We start from the raw sequence: 18,196 nt of genomic DNA on the forward strand, positions 1-18,196 counted from the left end.
TCAAACCCCTACCTTAACGGTGATGTGACAAGTACGCTTAGTAATACGATCTGCACGGCCTTTAGCACGTGGCATAATACGTTTAAGGCTAATGCCTTCATCAACGTAAATCGTAGATACTTTAAGGTCGTCTACATCTAAACTGTTATTATGTTCAGCATTTGCAATCGCAGATTCCAACGCTTTTTTAACTAAAACTGCAGCTTTTTTGTTGCTGAAGTTCAAGATATTTAAAGCGTGAGCAACAGATTTGCCACGGATTAGATCTGCAACCAAACGAGCTTTTTGTGCCGAGATAGCGGCACCGCGTAATTTAGCAGTAACTTCCATCATCGCACCTTAACGTTTAGACTTCTTGTCAACACCGTGACCACGATAGGTACGAGTTGGCGCGAATTCACCGAGTTTATGACCAACCATGTGTTCAGATACAATCACCGGAACATGGTTACGACCATTATGAACAGAAATTGTTAAACCAACAAAATCTGGGAGTATCATCGAACGACGCGACCAAGTTTTGATCGGCTTGCGAGAGTTACTCGCTACAGCCGCTTCAACCTTAGCGAACAAGTGCGCATCGACGAATGGGCCTTTTTTCAGAGAACGAGGCATTGTCAGATTCCTTTACTTGTTACTTAACGCGACGGTCGCGAATAATCATCTTAGTCGTACGCTTATTGGTACGTGTCTTGTACCCTTTAGCTTTTTGACCCCATGGGCTTACAGGTTGAATACCTTTGTTACGCCCTTCACCACCACCGTGTGGATGGTCAACCGGGTTCATCGCCATACCACGAACGGTAGGACGAACACCACGCCAGCGTGATGCACCAGCTTTACCCAGTGAACGAAGGTTGCTTTCTGAGTTAGAAACTTCACCCAAAACAGCGCGACATTCAACGTGTACTTTACGCATTTCGCCTGAACGAAGACGAATGATTGCGTAAGAACCGTCACGACCCAACAATTGAGCAGAAGTACCAGCAGAACGCATCAATTGTGCGCCTTTACCGATTTTAAGCTCGACGTTGTGAAGAGTAGAACCGATAGGCATGTTACGAAGTGGCAAGCAGTTACCTGGACGGATTGGAGCATCGTTACCAGATTGTACTTTATCACCAGCACGCAAACCTTTAGGCGCAATGATGTAACGACGTTCACCGTCAGCATATTTTAATAGAGCAATATGAGCTGTACGGTTAGGATCGTATTCAATACGTTCAACCACAGCTGGAATGCCGTCTTTGTTACGTTTGAAGTCGACAAGACGGTAGTGTTGTTTATGACCACCACCAACGTGACGAGTTGTAATGTGACCGTTATTGTTACGACCACCAGTACGTTTTTTAGCTTCAACCAACGGAGCATAAGGCGCGCCTTTGTGAAGATGGTCGTGAACGACTTTCTCTACAAAGCGACGTCCTGGTGACGTTGGCTTACATTTTTGAATAGGCATAATTCTCGTCCTTATTCCGCTGCGCTTTCAGCGGTATCGCCCAAGTCAGCCATTTCAACATCTTGGCCAGCTTTCAGGGTGACGTATGCTTTTTTAACATCAGAACGACGTCCCAATGTTTTACCAAAGCGTTTAGTCTTACCTTTAGTGATCGTAGTGTTAACTTTAACCACTTGAACACCAAAGAGTTGTTCCACTGCTTTTTTGATTTCAAGTTTGTTTGCATCAAGTGCAACTTTAAAAACTTGAACACCAGCAGCTTCACCTAAAACTTGTGCTTTTTCTGAGAATACAGGTCCTTGTAGGACTTGATAGATACGTTCGTTGTTCATCCGAGTTCTACCTCAATTTTCTTAGCAGCAGCTACAGACATAACAACTTTGTCAAACGCGATCAAGCTAACAGGATCGATTGCAGCAGCATCAACCACATCAACGTGTGGAATGTTACGTGCAGCAAGATACAAGTTCTCATCAACAGCATCAGTAACGATTAATGCACGAGTAGCATTCAAGTCGTTAAGTTTTGCAAGCAACTCTTTAGTTTTTGGAGCTGCAACAGCAAACTCATCAACTAAGATTAGGCGATCTTGACGAACAAGTTCAGCCATGATGCATTGCATAGCACCGCGGTACATTTTACGGTTAACTTTTTGAGACCAATCTTGTGGACGAGCGGCAAAAGTTTTACCACCACCAACCCAGATCGGGCTACGAATAGAACCAGCACGCGCACGGCCAGTACCTTTTTGACGGAATGGTTTTTTACCACCGCCAGATACATCGCCACGTGATTTCTGAGCTTTCGAACCTTGACGACCACCAGCTAAATAAGCTGTAACAACTTGGTGTACAAGAGCTTCGTTAAATTCACGACCGAAAGCAACTTCAGATAATTCAACAGCAGAGCCGGAAACAGTATTTAAATTCACGTTATTTCCCCTCAGGCCTTGATCGTAGGACGAACAGTAACGTCGCCACCAGTAGCACCAGGAATCGCACCTTTAACAACGAGAACTGAACGTTCAGCGTCGATAGATACAATTTCAAGACCTTGAACAGTTACGCGTTCAGCACCTAAATGGCCAGCCATTTTTTTGCCTTTGAACACGCGACCAGGAGTCTGGTTTTGACCTGTAGAACCTAGAACACGGTGAGACAATGAGTTACCGTGAGTAGCATCTTGGGTACGGAAGTTCCAACGCTTAACACCACCTTGGAAACCTTTACCTTTAGATTGACCAGTTACGTCAACAACTTGACCAACTGCGAACAAATCTACACCGATAGTTCCGCCAACTTCACGACCTTCAAGCTCAGCTTCTGTAGTACGAAATTCTTGAACCAGACGACCAGCAGCAACACCAGCTTTCGCAAAGTGACCTTTCTGAGCGTTAGTTACGCGAGATTCGCGACGTTCACCAGTAGTGATTTGAATCGCTTGATAACCATCAGTTTCAAGCGTTTTGATTTGAGTGATGCGGTTAGGATCAACCTCAATCACTGTTACAGGTACAGAAACACCAGCATCTGTAAAGATACGAGTCATACCGCACTTGCGACCGACTAAACCAATAGCCATGTGCATAAACCTCTAAAAAAGCGGCCTAATTAACTTAGAGCGTTAATTAACCGAAAGCCTTAACCCAATGCGATCTGAACATCAACACCAGCTGCAAGATCTAACTTCATCAATGCATCAACAGTTTTATCTGTAGGTTGAACAATGTCGATCAAACGTTTATAAGTGCGGATCTCGTATTGGTCACGCGCATCTTTGTTAACGTGTGGTGATGTTAAAACGTTAAAACGTTCAATGCGTGTAGGCATTGGAATTGGACCACAAACTTGTGCGCCAGTACGTTTTGCTGTTTCTACGATTTCTTGAGCTGATTGATCAATTAGACGGTGATCAAAAGACTTAAGACGGATACGAATTCTCTGGTTAGACATACCAGTTAACTCCAAGCCAAATATATAAAGAATCACCCTTGACGCATCTCACTCCACTTTTATATGGGTAAGTGTCAAGAGCAGTGAATTATCACTAAGGTCATGATCGATGCCACGACTGTCACGATGTTAACTACGTTATTGGTAGTCAACCCCCTTTCATTAAAGGGTCGCTTATTATAGCTATTGTTTAACGCTTAAGCAAATCTCTTTTCAACTTTTTGCTCTTTTTTTCCGCTTGTCTATTTATGCTTTTGTTTAAAAATAAATCAGCATGAAGTTTTTTGTAAAACGTACTCTATTGCTTGGTTTAGTATTTGATTTCCTTCAATAAAATTTGTTTTATCTGCTTTTCTTAATTGCTGTTCAGTTTGCACATATTCTCCTGAAAAACCTTCTAGCTCTTCATCATTTTCTAAAAACAGCTTTAGCGTCTCGGAAGTAATTTCAGGATGAAACTGAAATCCCAGCACATTTTTACCAATCTGGTACATCTGGTTGCGGCAAACACCATTTTCAGCCAAATGAATAGCACCTTTAGGAATTTCAAAGGTTTCACTATGCCATTGCATAATCTTAAATTGTGCTGGCAATTCAAAGCATTCTTCAGGCACATGCTGTACCTTACGCACGGTAGTCCAACCCAACTCCTGTTGCTCATTGCGCCTGACCGCTGCCCCCAAAGCATTGGCGATCAGCTGCCCGCCCAGACATAAACCAATGGCCGGTTTACCCATAGATAAATAACGTCGAATCCAGCGCTTTTCTATCTTTAACCAGGGATAATTTGCCTCATCATTCACACTCATGGTCCCACCCATGATAATGAGCAAATCGACATCTTCAACTTGCGGTAAAGCCTCAATATCGAGTGGCCGATCCAGCGGTAAGGCAAAAAACTCCGTTGCACTAATTTTAGCGTGATGCTGTTTTAAATATTGATAACAACTGCCGAACCCTTCACCAGCAATATGCTGAAAATAATGTACTTTTAAATGCGACTTCATCCGCCCCACCTATTGTTTTAGCTCTGTCGTAGATTTAGCAAGAATAAAGCCAACTTTATGTGCGGTTTAACGTTTCTATACATTTTGGCATTTATATAGCCTAATTTGCGTGTTTCTCTTAAGCTAAGACTAATTTTGATACGACTTAGAGCAGTTCCTTGAAAAAAAATCCACAAACCGCACTCATTCATGCACCACGGAAAGCCCCACAATATATTTCTAGCGTTCAACCTCCCCTGTTTCGTGCATCGACCATTATTTTTAACAACACCGATGCACTATTTAATCGCCATTGGACCGATGACTATGACTATAGTTATGGCACCCACGGCACGCCAACGACCTTTACTTTAGCGGACAACATTGCCCAGATTGAAGGAGGGCAATATTGCTTGCTGGCCCCTAGTGGTTTATCCGCGATTAATCTGGTCAATTCCTGTTTTTTGAGTCAGGGCGATGAAGTCTGGGTGGCAGACAATATTTATGGTCCTAATATGGAACATCTGCACAACCTGCAAACTCGCTATGGCATTACAGTTAGAGTCTATAACCCGATTGATGCAGATACTTTCCAGCCAACGGAGAAAGCCAAACTGATTTGGTTAGAGGCTGCAGGTTCCGTGACTTTAGAATTTCCAGATCTAGCTGGCTTAGTAAAAAAAGCAAAGCAGCATAATATGTTGACAGCTTTAGACAATACCTGGGGTGCAGGTCTAGCCTTTAATGCCTTTGATTTTGGTGAAGAACATTTGGCGGTTGATATAACCGTGCACGCGCTGACTAAATATCCAAGTGGCGGCGGTGACATCTTAATGGGTTCTGTAGTCACTCGTGATCGAAAGTTGCATCAGCAATTATTTCGTATGCATGCTATTCAGGGTATTAGTGTATCTGGTGATGATGTTGCACAAGTACAACGCAGTCTGGCTTCAATGCAACTGCGTTATCAACATCAATCACAAAGCGCATTAACCTTACTGGACTGGCTTAAACAACAACCAGAGTTTGCACAGGTCTTGCATCCTGCTGATGAAGCTTCGGCAGGACATTCATACTGGAAAGAAATTTGTACAGATGGACAAAGTGCAGGTCTGGTCAGTGTGATTTTTAAACCTGAATATACCCTGGAAGATATTCGTACATTCTGCGATGCACTGGAACTGTTTAAGCTGGGTTTTAGCTGGGGTGGACCGCTCAGCCTGATCATGCTGTATAACCTAAAAGATATGCGGGTGTTGCCACATACACATTTACAACAAGGTTTATTGGTTCGTTTTTGCATAGGACTAGAACATCCGGCAGATTTCATACAAGATATAGAAAACGCATTAAAACAGCTGCCTACGCAACAACACGAATAAAATAGAATAGGAAAAAATATGGGTACACCAATCGTCATTGCCAAGAAAACCACCGATACACAACAAGAAATTGTTTTACATTCACAATTTGCCAACCGCCACGGTTTGATTGCCGGAGCCACCGGAACCGGTAAAACCGTAACCTTAAAAGTATTGGCAGAAAGTTTTTCCCGCATTGGTGTGCCGGTATTTTTGGCCGATGCCAAAGGCGATGTGTCCAGTCTTGCCAAGGCCGGTGAAAGCAATGCTAAATTTGATGCGCGGATTAAAAGCCTGAATCTTGAATCGATTCCCTTTGCAGCATCACCTGTGGTGTTTTGGGATTTGTTCGGTGAGCAGGGCCATCCCATTCGCACCACAGTTTCTGAAATTGGTCCGTTGTTACTGGCACAAATACTGAATTTGAATGATACCCAGGAAGGTGTACTTTCAGCAGTGTTCCGCATAGCCGATGATCAGGGTTTATTGCTGATTGATTTTAAAGACTTGAAGTCGATGATTAGCTATGTGAGTGAACATGCCACCGAATTTAAAGCAGAATATGGCAACCTGTCTCCTGCCAGTTTAGGGGCAATCCAGCGCAATTTACTGGCGCTAGCCGATCAGGGCGGAGATCAGTTCTTTGGTGAACCTGCATTAAACATCATGGATTTTATCCAGACCGATAGCCAAGGCCGTGGCACCATCAATTTACTGGCTGCAGATAAACTGATGAACACGCCTAAACTGTATGCCACCTTTCTACTGTGGATGTTGTCCGAACTGTTTGAACAGCTGCCGGAAGTGGGTGATCTGGACAAACCCAAACTGGTGTTCTTCTTTGATGAAGCACATCTGCTTTTTGATAATGCCAGTCCTGCCCTGCAGGAAAAGATTGAACAAGTGGTACGTTTAATTCGCTCCAAAGGTGTCGGCATTTACTTTGTTACCCAGAATCCGCTGGATCTACCTGAAAGTGTTTTAGGTCAGCTTGGTAACCGGGTGCAACATGCCTTGCGCGCCTTCACGCCTAAAGACCAGAAAGCGGTCAAAATAGCTGCCGATACTTTCCGTGCCAATCCTGAATTTAAGGTCGATCAGGCCATTACCGAACTGGCTGTGGGTGAAGCCTTGATTAGCTGTCTGGATGAACAAGGTACTCCACAAATGGTGCAGCGCGGCTGGGTGATGCCACCCTATTCTTCCTTCAGCCCCATTTCTTTGGATGAGCGTAAAACACTCATAGCACAAAGTGTTGTGGCAGGTGTTTATGAACAACCGCTTGACCGGGAAAGTGCGTTTGAAATGTTGCAAAACAAAGTCGCAGAACGCCAACAACAAGCAGTTCAAGCCGAACAAGAAAAAGCGGCAGCAAAAGAAAAAGGGGCTTTAGAAAAACAGCAAGCCAAAGACGCTGAAACTTTTGCCCAGCAACAGGCACGCGAACAACAGCGCCTAGCGCAAGAGCAGCAAAAAGAAGCGGAACGTGCAGCCAAACAGCGTGAAAAGCTGATTCAAGATACTGTGGGTACTTTTGCCAAAAGTGCCGCCCGCAGTCTGGGGGGCAGTACTGGACAAAAAATTGTTCGTGGCTTATTAGGTTCACTGTTTGGTAAAAGATAATTAAAGAAACTGATTAATAATTTGTGAATTATGGAATATTTTTATATTCCATAATTTTTTATGGTTTAATGAAAATATGTGTTGTAAAAAGATTTTATAAGATATATTTTAAATACATCTTATAAATAACAGCCATGAGAGATCACCTATGACTCCGCAGCAAATTGACCTTGTAAAAGCCACTGTTCCTGTACTTCGTGAAAATGGCGTAGCCCTGACTGGTTATTTTTATAACCGTATGTTGGGCAATAATCCTGACCTAAAAGAAACTTTTAATATGGGGCACCAGCGCAGCGGCGCACAGGCTCAGGCATTGGCAGGTGCAGTGTTGGCTTATGCTGAAAACATTGAAGATCCGTCTGTGCTTTTACCTGTGGTTGAGTTAATTGCGCACAAACACGTTAGCCTGAACATTCAAGCTCCTGACTATAATATTGTCGGCGAAAACCTATTACATTCCATCAGTGAAGTACTCAGCATTTCAATGGACGATCCACTGATTGGCGCTTGGGCAGCAGCTTATGGCCAATTGGCAGACCTGTTCATCAGCACCGAAAAAGCCATTTATGATCAGCACGAACAGACTAAAGGCAGCTGGTTAGGCTGGCGTAACTTCAAGATTGCCAAGAAAGTCGTTGAAAGCGATGAAATCACGTCGTTCTATCTTCAACCTGCAGATGGTGGTGCTTTACCGAAATACGAAGCTGGCCAATATATTTCAGTGCGTGTTTTCGTCGAAGAACTTGGCTTAAAACAACCTCGTCAATATACGCTTTCAACTAGCCCGCAAGCGGACTATTTACGTATCTCTGTGAAACGCGAAGACCAAAAAGGTGACATGGTTCCAGGTTGGGTATCGAATACTTTACATGGCTTGCCAGAAGGTTCAGAAATTGAAGTGTCTGCACCAACAGGTAATTTCTACCTGATTGATCCAAATAAACGTAATGTATTTATCAGTGGTGGTGTAGGCCTTACTCCAATGATTGCCATGCTTAATCAGCTGGTGACTTTAGACATGCCGCAACCTGTGACATTCATCCATGCTTGCCGTAGCAAACAAGTGCATGCGATGCATCAGCACATTCAAGACTTGAAAGCAAAATATCCGCGCCTCAACACATTTACCGCTTATGAATTCCCGCATGAAAGCGATAAATTAGGTGAAGATTATGATGTTGCCGGTCGTCTAGACCTAAGCACGATTGATAGCGCATTGTTACCAGCCAATGCCGACTACTACCTCTGCGGCCCAATGCCATTTATGGCTGCACAACAAAAGGCCTTGGTTGCTCGCGGTATTCCTGCTGAAAATATTCACAGTGAAGCTTTTGGCACAGGTGGCGTTAAGCACTAACCTGCTGCGTCAGCACAAAATCAAGAGAGGGTTAGTCCGGTTATGCTAGACTAACCCTAATTTTTACTCAAAACATCAGTATTATCATGCAACTGAATAAATTTACTGACTATGCCCTGCGCATTTTAATGTATATCGCCCAACCGCGAGATATACCTTATACCATTGCAGAAATCGCTCAGGACTTGCATGTGTCAAGAAACCATTTAGTGAAAATTGTCCACTTTATGGGAAAACAGAACTGGTTGATTACCACGCGCGGCAAAGGCGGCGGTATTGGTCTGAACCCTGAAGCACTAGAACTCAAACTGGGACAAATTGTGCGAATTCTGCAGGGTGAAAACCAGATTGTAGAATGCAACACGCCTCCTTGCGTGCTGCGCAGCCATTGCGGCTTGAAAGGCACTCTCGATCAGGCCTTAGAACAGTTTTATCGCAGTCTGGATCAATACACCTTGGCTCAGGTGTTAAATACCTCCCCAATCGCCAAGTTCACCACCCAGTCTCCTATTCAAATGATCAATCTTTAATTCCCGGTCTTTGGCTTGCAAAGTTCGCTTGCCCGAACGACTTCCTTTATAATGTTCGCTTGTAGATCATTTATTGAAGTTGAGTTATGCATCACAGCAGAGGAAAATCCAAAAACAGTAAGACAGCCAGTGCGCCTAAGCAAAAGATCAGCTACGAGAAAAAAGTTGATTCTGCCATTACTGAGTACTCTGTTCGCGCATTGAACTGGTTGCGTAAAGCTGAATTTTTAATGAGTGCGCCCAAGCTGAATCTTTGTGTGGAAGATAGCGGTTATGAAATTGCTTTTGCCGGTCGTTCCAATGCCGGTAAATCCAGCGCCATTAATGCCTTAACCAATCAAAAGCAGTTGGCACGTGCCTCGAAAAAGCCGGGTCGTACCCAGATGATCAACTTTTTTAGTTTGGGCAACCCAGACCAGCGTCTGGTCGATTTGCCGGGTTATGGCTATGCAGCCGTACCGGAAGCCATGAAAATTGTGTGGCAAAAAGAACTGGAGAACTATCTGATTCACCGTCAGAGCTTGCAAGGTCTGGTATTGCTGATGGATATTCGTCATCCACTGCAACATTTCGATGTCATGATGCTGGAATGGGCTCACTCACGTAAATTGTTCGTGCATGTGCTATTAACCAAATCAGACAAACTGAATCGCGGTCCTGCATCGAAAGCCTTGCAGGAAGTCAAAGCTGCACTGAAGAAAATGAAGCTGCAATTCTCGATTCAATTGTTCTCGTCACTCAACAAGCAAGGCCTAGAAGAACTGGCCAGTGTGATGGGTGGCCGTTTGAACTTTACCCTTGAGCAATCCACCCAGTTCGATTTGGACAGCATCCCAGAAGCCACTGCCGATGAACTCAATGATCTGGATGAACCACTCGAATCTTTAGATGCAATAGAGGAAGAGTGTGAGACCGAAATTGCCGAAGACGCCACCGATGCAAGCCGACAAGCTGATTGACAGGATCTGATCGAGCCAGATTGTCCGACCAAAATCATCATCAAATGATATTCCAGTGTCCTGTATTGCTAATCACAATACGGGACATTTTTTTCATACTGACCTTAAGCGCAAGTGCAGCACTGCACGCTAAAACAATAAGGACTGTATGATGAAACTTCTCTCCCGTTTAAGAAATTCCAAACTCGGCTCATCGATTGCCTATCATATTCACCCGCGTAAAGTAAAATTCGAGTGGCAGGACACCCCGATTGACTGGATTCCCCAGCAGCCTTATGTCAGCTATTTCATTAATGAAATCAATATGATTTTACCTGCCGGTGAATTCTGGTTCTGTCGTTTATATAACAAGGTTTTACCGCAGATTCAGGATGAAAAACTGAAACAGGATGTACAGGCCTTTGTCCGTCAGGAAGCCATGCATGCTCAGGCACACAACGCAGCCAACACAGAATATCTAACTGCACGCAACATTGATATCCAGCGCAATCTGGATGTGATGAATTTCCTGTTTACGAAATTACTTGCGGATCAGCCTTTGGGTTTAAAAGTGCCTAAATTGCTTGAACATCCATGGGACTTATTTCGTCTCGGCATTATTGCCACCGTGGAACACATGACCTGCGTACTGGGAAAATATGCCCTGTATAATCAGGAATGGGAAAAACTGGGTGCTGATCCGGCCATGCTGGATCTGATCAAATGGCACGGTGCAGAAGAAATTGAGCACCGTACCGTAGCCTTTGATTTGTACCGTCATTTAGGTGGCGGCTATATTGCCCGTTATTATTTAAGCGTAATTGTGATTGTGGCGGTCATTGGCTTGTGGGTTGATGGTACAGCGCATCTGCTCAAGCAGGATCCGCGTTTTCAGTCTATCCGTCCTGCCGTTTACAAACCGTGGATCTGGCGCGAATGGTATGCCATTGCCCAGCGTGACAACAATTTAATGCCCAGTCCATTCTGGCTGATTTCACAGCAACTGGGCTATTTAATGCCATGGTACGATCCACTGCATGAAGCCAAGACTGAAGATGCCATTGCTTATCTCAATCGCTCCCCTGCTGCCAAACGCGCAGCCAAACTGAAAGTGGCCTAGTCCTTTTCATCATTCATTTGATCGTTTAATTCATGTATACAATTTAACCACAGTAGGGCTTTATGCCCTGCTTTTTATTTGTTCTAAGATAAAAGTCCAAGAAAACAACAATAAGGATAACCGTATGCAAGCACGGATTTCAGTCATTACACTGGGGGTGCGCGATCTGGAAGCATCTTTGCATTTTTATCGTGAAGGCTTGGGCCTACACTGTGAAGGAATTATTGGACAGGAATTTAATTATGGCGCTGTGGCATTTATTGAATTGCAATCAGGTCTGAAACTGGCGTTATGGCCACAAAGCAGCATCCAACAGGATACCGAACTAGAGCTCACGCCGATGTGTGCCACTCAAATGACTTTAGGACACAATGTCTATAGCCCACTGGAAGTGGATCAGGTCATGGCTCAGGCAGCACGTGCTGGTGCCAAAATCATTAAACCCGCACAAGCCACCTTTTACGGCGGCTATGCCGGTTATTTCCAAGATCCGGATGGCCATATCTGGGAAATTGTGTTTAATCCCAGCTGGGAAATGGATTAATCGACTTGCGGTTCACGGGTATAACGATCCACCACCACACTGATCATCATATCGCCCTGAACATTGACCACGGTACGCACAGTATCCAGCAAACGGTCGATCGGCAGTAAAATCGCAATTGCTTCTGCCGGTAAACCAACCGATTGCAATACCATAATCATGGTGACCATGCCTGCGCTTGGAATCCCTGGCGCACCCAGAGAGGCAATCATGGCTGTTGCACAGACAATCAGTTGCTGACCGATACTCAAGTCCAGCCCCATCAGGTTGGCAATAAACAAGGCAGCAGCAGCTTCATACAACGCCGTACCATCCATATTCAGCTGGGTGCCCAAGGGAATCACAAAGCCTGCGGTTTGGGGACGTACCTTTAAATTTTCCTGCGCACATTTCATCGACAGTGGCATGGTTGCCGAACTGGAACTGGTGGCAAATGCAGTAATCAGCGCGGCTCGGGTACCCTTGAAAAAGGTCACTGGACTCATTTTTCCAAACACCCAGAGTAATAATGGCAACACCACCGCGCCATGAAAAATGGTGGTTCCAGTCACCACGGCGGCAAACTCGGCCAGACGGCTTAACACCGAAATATCTTCAGTTGAAATCAGTTTTGCCAGCAAGGCAAAAATACCGAGCGGTGCCAGCTTCATGACCCAGCTAATCATCAGCATCATGATGTCAAAAAATTGCAGGCTTAATTTACGCACACTGCGGAAATTATCTCCGCCTTTGACCAGCGCTACGCCAATCAACAGGGCAAATACCACTACCGCCAGCACATTGCCTTCAGCAAAGGCCTTAAACGGGTTAATCAAGGTGTTCTGAATAAAATTGGTAAAGAAGGACGATGGCGTTAAGGTATCTGGCGTTTGATGGCTGCTCATGGCATCCTGAAACATTATAATATCCACGCCCTTGCCCACATTAAACAGATGGGCACAGCTTAAGCCCAAAATGAGCGCCAAAGTGGTGGTGGTGACACAGCACAGCAGGGTAATTTTCCAGACCCGCCCCAGTTGTCCACCGGCCTGCAAATTCGACACACCAACCACAATTGAACTGAAAATCAGCGGAATCAGCAGCATTTTCAACAAACCAATAAAGATGCTGCTGGCCAACCCCAAACCATAAAGACTGAGATTAAAAAACTGGGTATTTGGAAACAGATTTAACAGAAACCCAAATGCTACCCCTAAGATTGCAGCAATCAATATTTGTGTATTTAAGCTCATCACGACATGCTTTTTATCATTAAGTCCTGACTGGCACTATGCCATGGCCTATTTTTAGAATCGAGGAATTTTTTGTCACAAGCTCAGCATAAATAGATTAAAGCCAGTGGCTCACTTTATCTGAATCAGCAATACTTTGATCAACTGATGGCATAAAATCTGCTTATTGATAAACACTCATCTAGCCAATAATTAAAAGAGAATCGATATGAAAAAAATCATGCTCATGACTGCACTGCTTCTGAATATCAGCGTGGCATTTGCCCATCCAGACCATGGCTGCCATAAAGACATCTCCGAGGACATCCCTCGCTGCCATTAAATCAAAATCATCAAGACAAGTATAAAAAAACCGGACAGCAGCTCCGGTTTTTTTATGACATTGCAGTCCTTATTGGGTTTCAATTTCACGCAGGCGAATCAAACCTTCCTGCGTCGTGCTACACACCAGCTCACCATTTTGCCACATGCGGCCGAAATTCAGTCCACGCGAACTGGCACTAATGGTGGCTTCCATATCATAGAGCATCCACTCATCAACACGGAATGGCTTATGGAAGTACATGGCATGGTCAATGCTGGCGCATTGCAAACTCGGGGAAATATAACTTAACCCATGCGGACGCAAGGCCGTGGTCATTAAGGTAAAGTCCGAATAGAAAGCAGCAATAGCCTGATGCAATGAAATTTCATCGACCTTCTGGGCAATCTGGCCATGGGTACGGATGTAATGCGCATAAGACGGCGCTTCAGGTTGAGGCTGGAAAGGATTTTGCGGATTGACCGGGCGAATTTCCACATGACGGTCACGCATAAAACTGGCACGCACATTTTCCGGCACGAATTCGACCAGCTGTGTCTTTAATTCAGCTTCATTTTTTAAATCTTCAACGGCAGGATATTCCGGCTCCGAGATTTGATAATTCAAGCCTTCTTCCGGGCTGGCAAATGAAACCATGGCGGTAAAAATAGTGCGTCCATGCTGAATGGCACGTACTTGGCGGCTGACAAAGCTCTTACCATCCCGTAGATGGTCTACTTTATAAATAATCGGTGCGTTGACATCTCCGCCATATAAAAAGTAGGCATGCAATGAATGTGCAGGACGATCCGCCGTATAGGATGCTGCGCGTAATGCCTGCCCCAGCACCTGTCCACCAAAGACGCGCTTGCCCACCAGGTTACGGCTTTGCCCTCGGTAAATATTTTCTTCAATTTTTTCCAGGCTCAGTAATTCAACCAGTTCTTGGGTTAAGGCATTCATAAGCGACCTATTTTTTAATGGGGGGATACCTAAAATGTAGGCGAAAAATTTCAAGCAATCAGCTAAGCTATTCACCCTATTCTGCCACAAATCCAGACTAAATCCCTAGAGTTAGACTGACTGACCTGTCACGCTATTTGTGCGGAATATTCGCTAAAAATACGATTTTTAACGATAAAATTTAACACTCAATATGCATTTTGTCAGAAAATGACATATTGTTTTAAATTACAATGATGCAAAACTATTTCCCCTCAGAAAATCTGTGGTTTCGGTCATTTAAGTAGGAGTATGTATGTCCAAGAGTGGCTTTGGTCAAATCTATCGTCAGCTTTCCAGTAAGCTGCTTGACCTGGTGGTAACCCCACATGTTCTTGGTGAGGTTCCTACTGAACCGACAACTACAGAAGCAAATTCCCAGACAGAGCACCCTGTTCAGCAAAAAGTGGTGTGCTATGTGCTACAAAATTACTCGCGCAGTAATGCGCTGATTGTCGATGGTGAAACCCGTCGTCTTAAACTGTCACCGGCATTAAATCCATTGGTGGTGGGTGACCACAAGGAAAAAGCATCGGTGCTGTTCTTGCAGCATCATGATGAAAACAACCTGCTCAACCCTCCGCCACATGCCTTTCCACCACGGTTATTGCGCCTGATCGACATTCTGGAACATCATCCTCAGGTTGATATTGAACTGATTCCGGTGACCGTACTCTGGGGGCGTTCGCCAGACAAAGAAGATTCCTGGCTGAAACTGCTCTTTACCGACACCTGGGCAACACCAGGTACGGTCAAACAGCTGGTAAATATTGGCTTGCATGGTCGTCAGTCTTATCTGGAATTTCATCAGGGCCAGTCTTTGCGTCAACTGATCGAATTTTCCCAACAGACCCATCCAAACCTGTCTCCTGCGACTTATATTCTCAATACCTTAAACAACTATTTAGATGGTCAACGTGAAGTGGTACTGGGCCCAGATCTTTCAGACCGACGTAACGTGGTACATTCACTGATCAAGGCCAGTGATGTTCAGGATGCCATCCGCCGTGAAAGTATCCGTGGCAAAATTAGCATGATTGAAGCTGAACGTCGTGCCATTGGCTATTTAAACGAGATCGTATCTGACTATTCGCATTCAGCCGTGCGTTTTGCCGACATGGCGCTGACCCGTTTATGGACTCAGCTCTATGACGGCGTAGAGGTGCATAATTTCAGTACCGTGCGTGAACTGGCCAAAGACTACGAAATTATCTACACTCCCTGTCACCGCAGTCACATCGACTATTTATTACTGTCTTATGTGATTTATAAACGTGGCATGATGGTGCCGTACATTGCTGCGGGTGATAATTTAAATATGCCTTTTGTGGGTCAATTATTGCGTGGTGGCGGTGCATTTTTTATTCGCCGTACTTTCCGTGGTAATGGTCTATATACTACTGTATTTAAAGAATATCTTTTCAACATTCTTTCCCGTAACACGCCACTGGAATATTTTATTGAAGGTGGCCGTTCACGTACAGGACGCTTGCTGCCAGCCAAAACCGGTATGCTAGCCATGACCGTGCACGGGCATTTACGTGGCCGTTCTAAACCGATCGTGTTTGTACCGACTTATATTGGCTATGAACGCCTGATGGAAGGTGCCACCTATGTCGGTGAAATGAACGGTAAAGATAAAGAATCTGAATCCATCATGGGCATTATGAAAACCCTGCGCAAAATCGAACGTATCTTCGGTCAAGTGCATGTGAACTTTGGTGAACCGGTTTTCCTGGATGACATGCTGAAACAGCATGGTGCAGACAATATTAAAATTGCCAAAAATGATGACCCGATCCCTCAAGAAGTTTCGGATGCAGTTACTAGCTCGGCACATGCAATTTTGGAAAATATTAACCGTGCCGTGGTGATCAATCCGGTATCGTTACTTTCTCTGATCCTGCTCGCAACCCCGAAACATACCCTGGATGAAGAGATCTGCATCAAGCAGCTGGATGCCTACCGTAAACTATTGACTGCATTGCCTTATGATGCACGTACTCAGGTAACACCGCTTTCAGGTAAGGAAATCATTGCCTACGGTTTAAAACTGAAACTGATTAAACGGGTGAAACATGTTCTAGGCGATATTATTGCCATTGAAGACAATCAGGCGGTACTGCTGACTTATTTCCGTAACAACATCCTGCATGCCTTCGTGTTGCCTTCATTAATTGCCGCACTGGTAGAACATAACGGTTCGATCCGCCGTGGCGATTTGATTAATGTCATCCGCACGCTTTATCCATTCCTGAAAGCGGAATTGTTCTTAAAATGGAATGATGAAGAGCTGAAAGATCAAATCTGTGCCTATGCAGAAGCGCTGATTCAGGCCAAATTGATTTCTGAAGATAATGAGGGCAACCTGCTTTCCCCTGCACCAAATTCGGAAGATCATAACCAGCTGGTGGTGCTTGCTGCTCCTGTGATGCAAAGTTTGGAACGTTATTACATGACGCTGGCTTTAATTACCCAGCGCGGTTCAGGCAATATTTCTACCCGTCAGGTGGAAGAGCTCAGTCATCTGGTGGGTCAGCGTCTGTCGGTACTGTATGAGTTCAACTCACCAGAGTTCTTTGATAAATCGCTGTTCCAGAGTTTTATTAAAGTGCTGACTCAACAAGGTTATATTCGCAACAATGAAGATAACGCCATTGTGTTTGATGAGAACTTCCAGAATGTCGCGCAGTACGCCAACCTGGTGCTGGATGATGTAACCTTGCAAATGCTTCAGCACATTACTACTTTTAGTGATGAAGAGTTGAAAGAAGCTTTGGATGCAGTTGCGGCACAGCAGGCGAAACGTCGTTTGAAACGCAAGAAGAAATAATCTTCCTTCTGCGTCCCCCTCCTGAGCTAGAGATAAAGCACTGCTTTAAATCTAGCGCAAGTGTGAGGACTAGGGAAAGGTTAATTAAAGAACCCTCCTCCTAACCTCCTCCCCTAGGGAGGAGGAACTTCAAATATCAAAGTGGCATTTACTTCACCTTTAACAATTCTGCATAATCACTAAAACAATCCTCATGTTCTAACTGAAAGCCCATTTCCTTCATTCGTGTTGCATAAATCCGTTTACCGGTTTCCTTTTTACTTTGCAAAACCAGTTCAGGTAAATTCAACTGCCGTTGAAACCATAGAATGATTTCATGCAGAGCAATCGGCTGATTATTCGTAACAATATAAGATTTTTCAGGATGTTCCACGTGAATCAACTGCACCAGGAATTTCACCAGATCATCAATATGAATCCGGTTAGACCAGTGAATTTGAGGGTAACTTTGGGTCGTTGCAGCCAGCTTGATCATTCTGGCGACAGAAGTGCCATAAATCCCTGTAGGACGAATCACCACACAGCGCTCTGGAAATGCCTGCTGATAAAGCTGCTCCATTTTCCAGAGTAATCGGCCCTGCTCATCCACAGGCCGAATAGCAGATTCATCATCAATACCCTCACCGGCATTTTCACCATAAATACGGGTCGAGGACACCACGACAATTCTTTGCACTGGATGCTGTTTTAAAGCATTGGCAATTGGAGCCACTGTATCAACATAAGTCTGTTGATAGCCTTGCATAGTACTTTGTGACGGCGACAATAAAACATAGACCCAATCTATGGGCGTGATCTGAGTTAAATTAAGCTGATGTACATCCTGAATCAGATGATTTGCATAGACATCAGTTTTCGGACTTTGGCTGATTGTGGTAATTTGGTGCCCTTGCTGAAATAATTGTTTAGCAACCCGGGTAGATGTTTTACCATAACCTATAAATAATATATGCATTAA

The 18,196-nt window shown here is 44.4% G+C and carries 19 protein-coding genes; 8 read left to right on the plus strand and 11 right to left on the minus strand.

Features of this window, described 5'->3' with window-relative positions:
• From rplV to B9T29_RS02805, 8 genes are all read right to left on the minus strand, one after another.
• Positions 1-330: a 50S ribosomal protein L22 gene (rplV, locus tag B9T29_RS02770; RefSeq protein WP_004754247.1), complete on the minus strand. Its 330-nt coding sequence runs from the start codon at positions 328-330 to the stop codon at positions 1-3.
• Positions 331-339: 9 nt separating this feature from the next.
• On the minus strand, positions 340-615 hold the full coding sequence (rpsS, locus tag B9T29_RS02775) for a 30S ribosomal protein S19 (protein ID WP_004869548.1): 276 nt from the start codon (positions 613-615) through the stop codon (positions 340-342).
• A gap of 19 nt (positions 616-634) precedes the next feature.
• Complete coding sequence (gene rplB, locus B9T29_RS02780) at positions 635-1,459, minus strand: 50S ribosomal protein L2 (RefSeq protein ID WP_086174458.1); 825 nt, start codon at positions 1,457-1,459, stop codon at positions 635-637.
• An 11-nt stretch (positions 1,460-1,470) separates the two neighbouring features.
• Positions 1,471-1,791 (minus strand): 50S ribosomal protein L23, encoded by a 321-nt coding sequence (gene rplW, locus B9T29_RS02785; protein WP_086174459.1) that lies wholly within the window; start codon positions 1,789-1,791, stop codon positions 1,471-1,473.
• Complete coding sequence (gene rplD, locus B9T29_RS02790; protein WP_086174460.1) at positions 1,788-2,390, minus strand: 50S ribosomal protein L4; 603 nt, start codon at positions 2,388-2,390, stop codon at positions 1,788-1,790. The genes rplW and rplD overlap by 4 nt, the downstream gene beginning before the upstream one ends.
• An 11-nt stretch (positions 2,391-2,401) precedes the next feature.
• Entirely contained in the window at positions 2,402-3,040 is a 639-nt protein-coding gene (gene rplC / locus B9T29_RS02795; protein WP_086174461.1) for a 50S ribosomal protein L3, read from the minus strand.
• 59 nt (positions 3,041-3,099) lie between these two features.
• A complete protein-coding gene (gene rpsJ / locus B9T29_RS02800; protein WP_000070912.1) occupies positions 3,100-3,411 on the minus strand; it encodes a 30S ribosomal protein S10 in 312 nt (103 codons plus the stop codon).
• A gap of 269 nt (positions 3,412-3,680) precedes the next feature.
• Positions 3,681-4,418, minus strand: coding sequence for a type 1 glutamine amidotransferase (locus B9T29_RS02805; protein ID WP_086174462.1), 738 nt, complete (start codon positions 4,416-4,418; stop codon positions 3,681-3,683).
• Between the two features lie 158 nt (positions 4,419-4,576).
• Here B9T29_RS02805 and B9T29_RS02810 point away from each other — a divergent pair, with 158 nt between their 5' ends.
• From B9T29_RS02810 to B9T29_RS02840, 7 genes are all read left to right on the plus strand, one after another.
• Positions 4,577-5,779, plus strand: coding sequence for a PLP-dependent transferase (locus B9T29_RS02810; protein WP_086174463.1), 1,203 nt, complete (start codon positions 4,577-4,579; stop codon positions 5,777-5,779).
• Between the two features lie 18 nt (positions 5,780-5,797).
• On the plus strand, positions 5,798-7,381 hold the full coding sequence (locus tag B9T29_RS02815; protein ID WP_086174464.1) for a helicase HerA-like domain-containing protein: 1,584 nt from the start codon (positions 5,798-5,800) through the stop codon (positions 7,379-7,381).
• A gap of 148 nt (positions 7,382-7,529) precedes the next feature.
• On the plus strand, positions 7,530-8,738 hold the full coding sequence (hmpA, locus tag B9T29_RS02820) for an NO-inducible flavohemoprotein (protein ID WP_086174465.1): 1,209 nt from the start codon (positions 7,530-7,532) through the stop codon (positions 8,736-8,738).
• Positions 8,739-8,824: 86 nt separating this feature from the next.
• Positions 8,825-9,268, plus strand: coding sequence for an RrF2 family transcriptional regulator (locus tag B9T29_RS02825; protein ID WP_086174466.1), 444 nt, complete (start codon positions 8,825-8,827; stop codon positions 9,266-9,268).
• Between the two features lie 86 nt (positions 9,269-9,354).
• Positions 9,355-10,227, plus strand: a complete 873-nt coding sequence (yihA, locus tag B9T29_RS02830) for a ribosome biogenesis GTP-binding protein YihA/YsxC (protein WP_086174467.1) — start codon at positions 9,355-9,357, stop codon at positions 10,225-10,227.
• Positions 10,228-10,378: 151 nt separating this feature from the next.
• Complete coding sequence (locus B9T29_RS02835) at positions 10,379-11,326, plus strand: metal-dependent hydrolase (RefSeq protein WP_086174468.1); 948 nt, start codon at positions 10,379-10,381, stop codon at positions 11,324-11,326.
• Between the two features lie 124 nt (positions 11,327-11,450).
• Positions 11,451-11,870, plus strand: coding sequence for a VOC family protein (locus B9T29_RS02840; protein ID WP_086174469.1), 420 nt, complete (start codon positions 11,451-11,453; stop codon positions 11,868-11,870).
• On the opposite strand, the gene B9T29_RS02845 is transcribed toward B9T29_RS02840, so the two are convergent.
• Entirely contained in the window at positions 11,867-13,102 is a 1,236-nt protein-coding gene (locus B9T29_RS02845) for a dicarboxylate/amino acid:cation symporter (RefSeq protein ID WP_086174470.1), read from the minus strand. The two genes, B9T29_RS02840 and B9T29_RS02845, sit on opposite strands and share 4 nt — an antisense overlap.
• Positions 13,103-13,493: 391 nt before the next feature.
• Positions 13,494-14,366 (minus strand): acyl-CoA thioesterase, encoded by an 873-nt coding sequence (locus B9T29_RS02850; protein ID WP_086174471.1) that lies wholly within the window; start codon positions 14,364-14,366, stop codon positions 13,494-13,496.
• Between the two features lie 295 nt (positions 14,367-14,661).
• On the opposite strand from B9T29_RS02850, the gene plsB reads away from it, so the two are divergent.
• A complete protein-coding gene (gene plsB, locus B9T29_RS02855; protein WP_086174472.1) occupies positions 14,662-17,238 on the plus strand; it encodes a glycerol-3-phosphate 1-O-acyltransferase PlsB in 2,577 nt (858 codons plus the stop codon).
• A gap of 148 nt (positions 17,239-17,386) precedes the next feature.
• Here plsB and B9T29_RS02860 read toward each other — a convergent pair whose 3' ends face one another.
• Entirely contained in the window at positions 17,387-18,193 is an 807-nt protein-coding gene (locus B9T29_RS02860) for an NAD-dependent epimerase/dehydratase family protein (RefSeq protein ID WP_086174473.1), read from the minus strand.
• Between the last annotated feature and the right edge of the window lie 3 nt (positions 18,194-18,196).

It is taken from the genome of Acinetobacter sp. ANC 3903 (assembly GCF_002135315.1).
Taxonomy (GTDB): Bacteria; Pseudomonadota; Gammaproteobacteria; order Pseudomonadales; family Moraxellaceae; genus Acinetobacter.

What these genes read in the sequence shown, in the direction of transcription:
- yihA (WP_086174467.1), top strand. Translation starts at nt 9,355, where the DNA reads ATGCATCACAGCAGAGGAAAATCCAAAAACAGTAAGACAGCCAGTGCG.
- plsB (WP_086174472.1), top strand. Translation starts at nt 14,662, where the DNA reads ATGTCCAAGAGTGGCTTTGGTCAAATCTATCGTCAGCTTTCCAGTAAG.
- rpsJ (WP_000070912.1), bottom strand. Translation starts at nt 3,411, where the DNA reads ATGTCTAACCAGAGAATTCGTATCCGTCTTAAGTCTTTTGATCACCGT.
- B9T29_RS02850 (WP_086174471.1), bottom strand. Translation starts at nt 14,366, where the DNA reads ATGAATGCCTTAACCCAAGAACTGGTTGAATTACTGAGCCTGGAAAAA.
- B9T29_RS02835 (WP_086174468.1), top strand. Translation starts at nt 10,379, where the DNA reads ATGAAACTTCTCTCCCGTTTAAGAAATTCCAAACTCGGCTCATCGATT.
- B9T29_RS02840 (WP_086174469.1), top strand. Translation starts at nt 11,451, where the DNA reads ATGCAAGCACGGATTTCAGTCATTACACTGGGGGTGCGCGATCTGGAA.
- rplV (WP_004754247.1), bottom strand. Translation starts at nt 330, where the DNA reads ATGGAAGTTACTGCTAAATTACGCGGTGCCGCTATCTCGGCACAAAAA.
- rplC (WP_086174461.1), bottom strand. Translation starts at nt 3,040, where the DNA reads ATGGCTATTGGTTTAGTCGGTCGCAAGTGCGGTATGACTCGTATCTTT.
- B9T29_RS02860 (WP_086174473.1), bottom strand. Translation starts at nt 18,193, where the DNA reads ATGCATATATTATTTATAGGTTATGGTAAAACATCTACCCGGGTTGCT.
- B9T29_RS02825 (WP_086174466.1), top strand. Translation starts at nt 8,825, where the DNA reads ATGCAACTGAATAAATTTACTGACTATGCCCTGCGCATTTTAATGTAT.
- B9T29_RS02805 (WP_086174462.1), bottom strand. Translation starts at nt 4,418, where the DNA reads ATGAAGTCGCATTTAAAAGTACATTATTTTCAGCATATTGCTGGTGAA.
- B9T29_RS02815 (WP_086174464.1), top strand. Translation starts at nt 5,798, where the DNA reads ATGGGTACACCAATCGTCATTGCCAAGAAAACCACCGATACACAACAA.
- hmpA (WP_086174465.1), top strand. Translation starts at nt 7,530, where the DNA reads ATGACTCCGCAGCAAATTGACCTTGTAAAAGCCACTGTTCCTGTACTT.
- rplB (WP_086174458.1), bottom strand. Translation starts at nt 1,459, where the DNA reads ATGCCTATTCAAAAATGTAAGCCAACGTCACCAGGACGTCGCTTTGTA.
- B9T29_RS02845 (WP_086174470.1), bottom strand. Translation starts at nt 13,102, where the DNA reads ATGAGCTTAAATACACAAATATTGATTGCTGCAATCTTAGGGGTAGCA.
- rpsS (WP_004869548.1), bottom strand. Translation starts at nt 615, where the DNA reads ATGCCTCGTTCTCTGAAAAAAGGCCCATTCGTCGATGCGCACTTGTTC.
- rplW (WP_086174459.1), bottom strand. Translation starts at nt 1,791, where the DNA reads ATGAACAACGAACGTATCTATCAAGTCCTACAAGGACCTGTATTCTCA.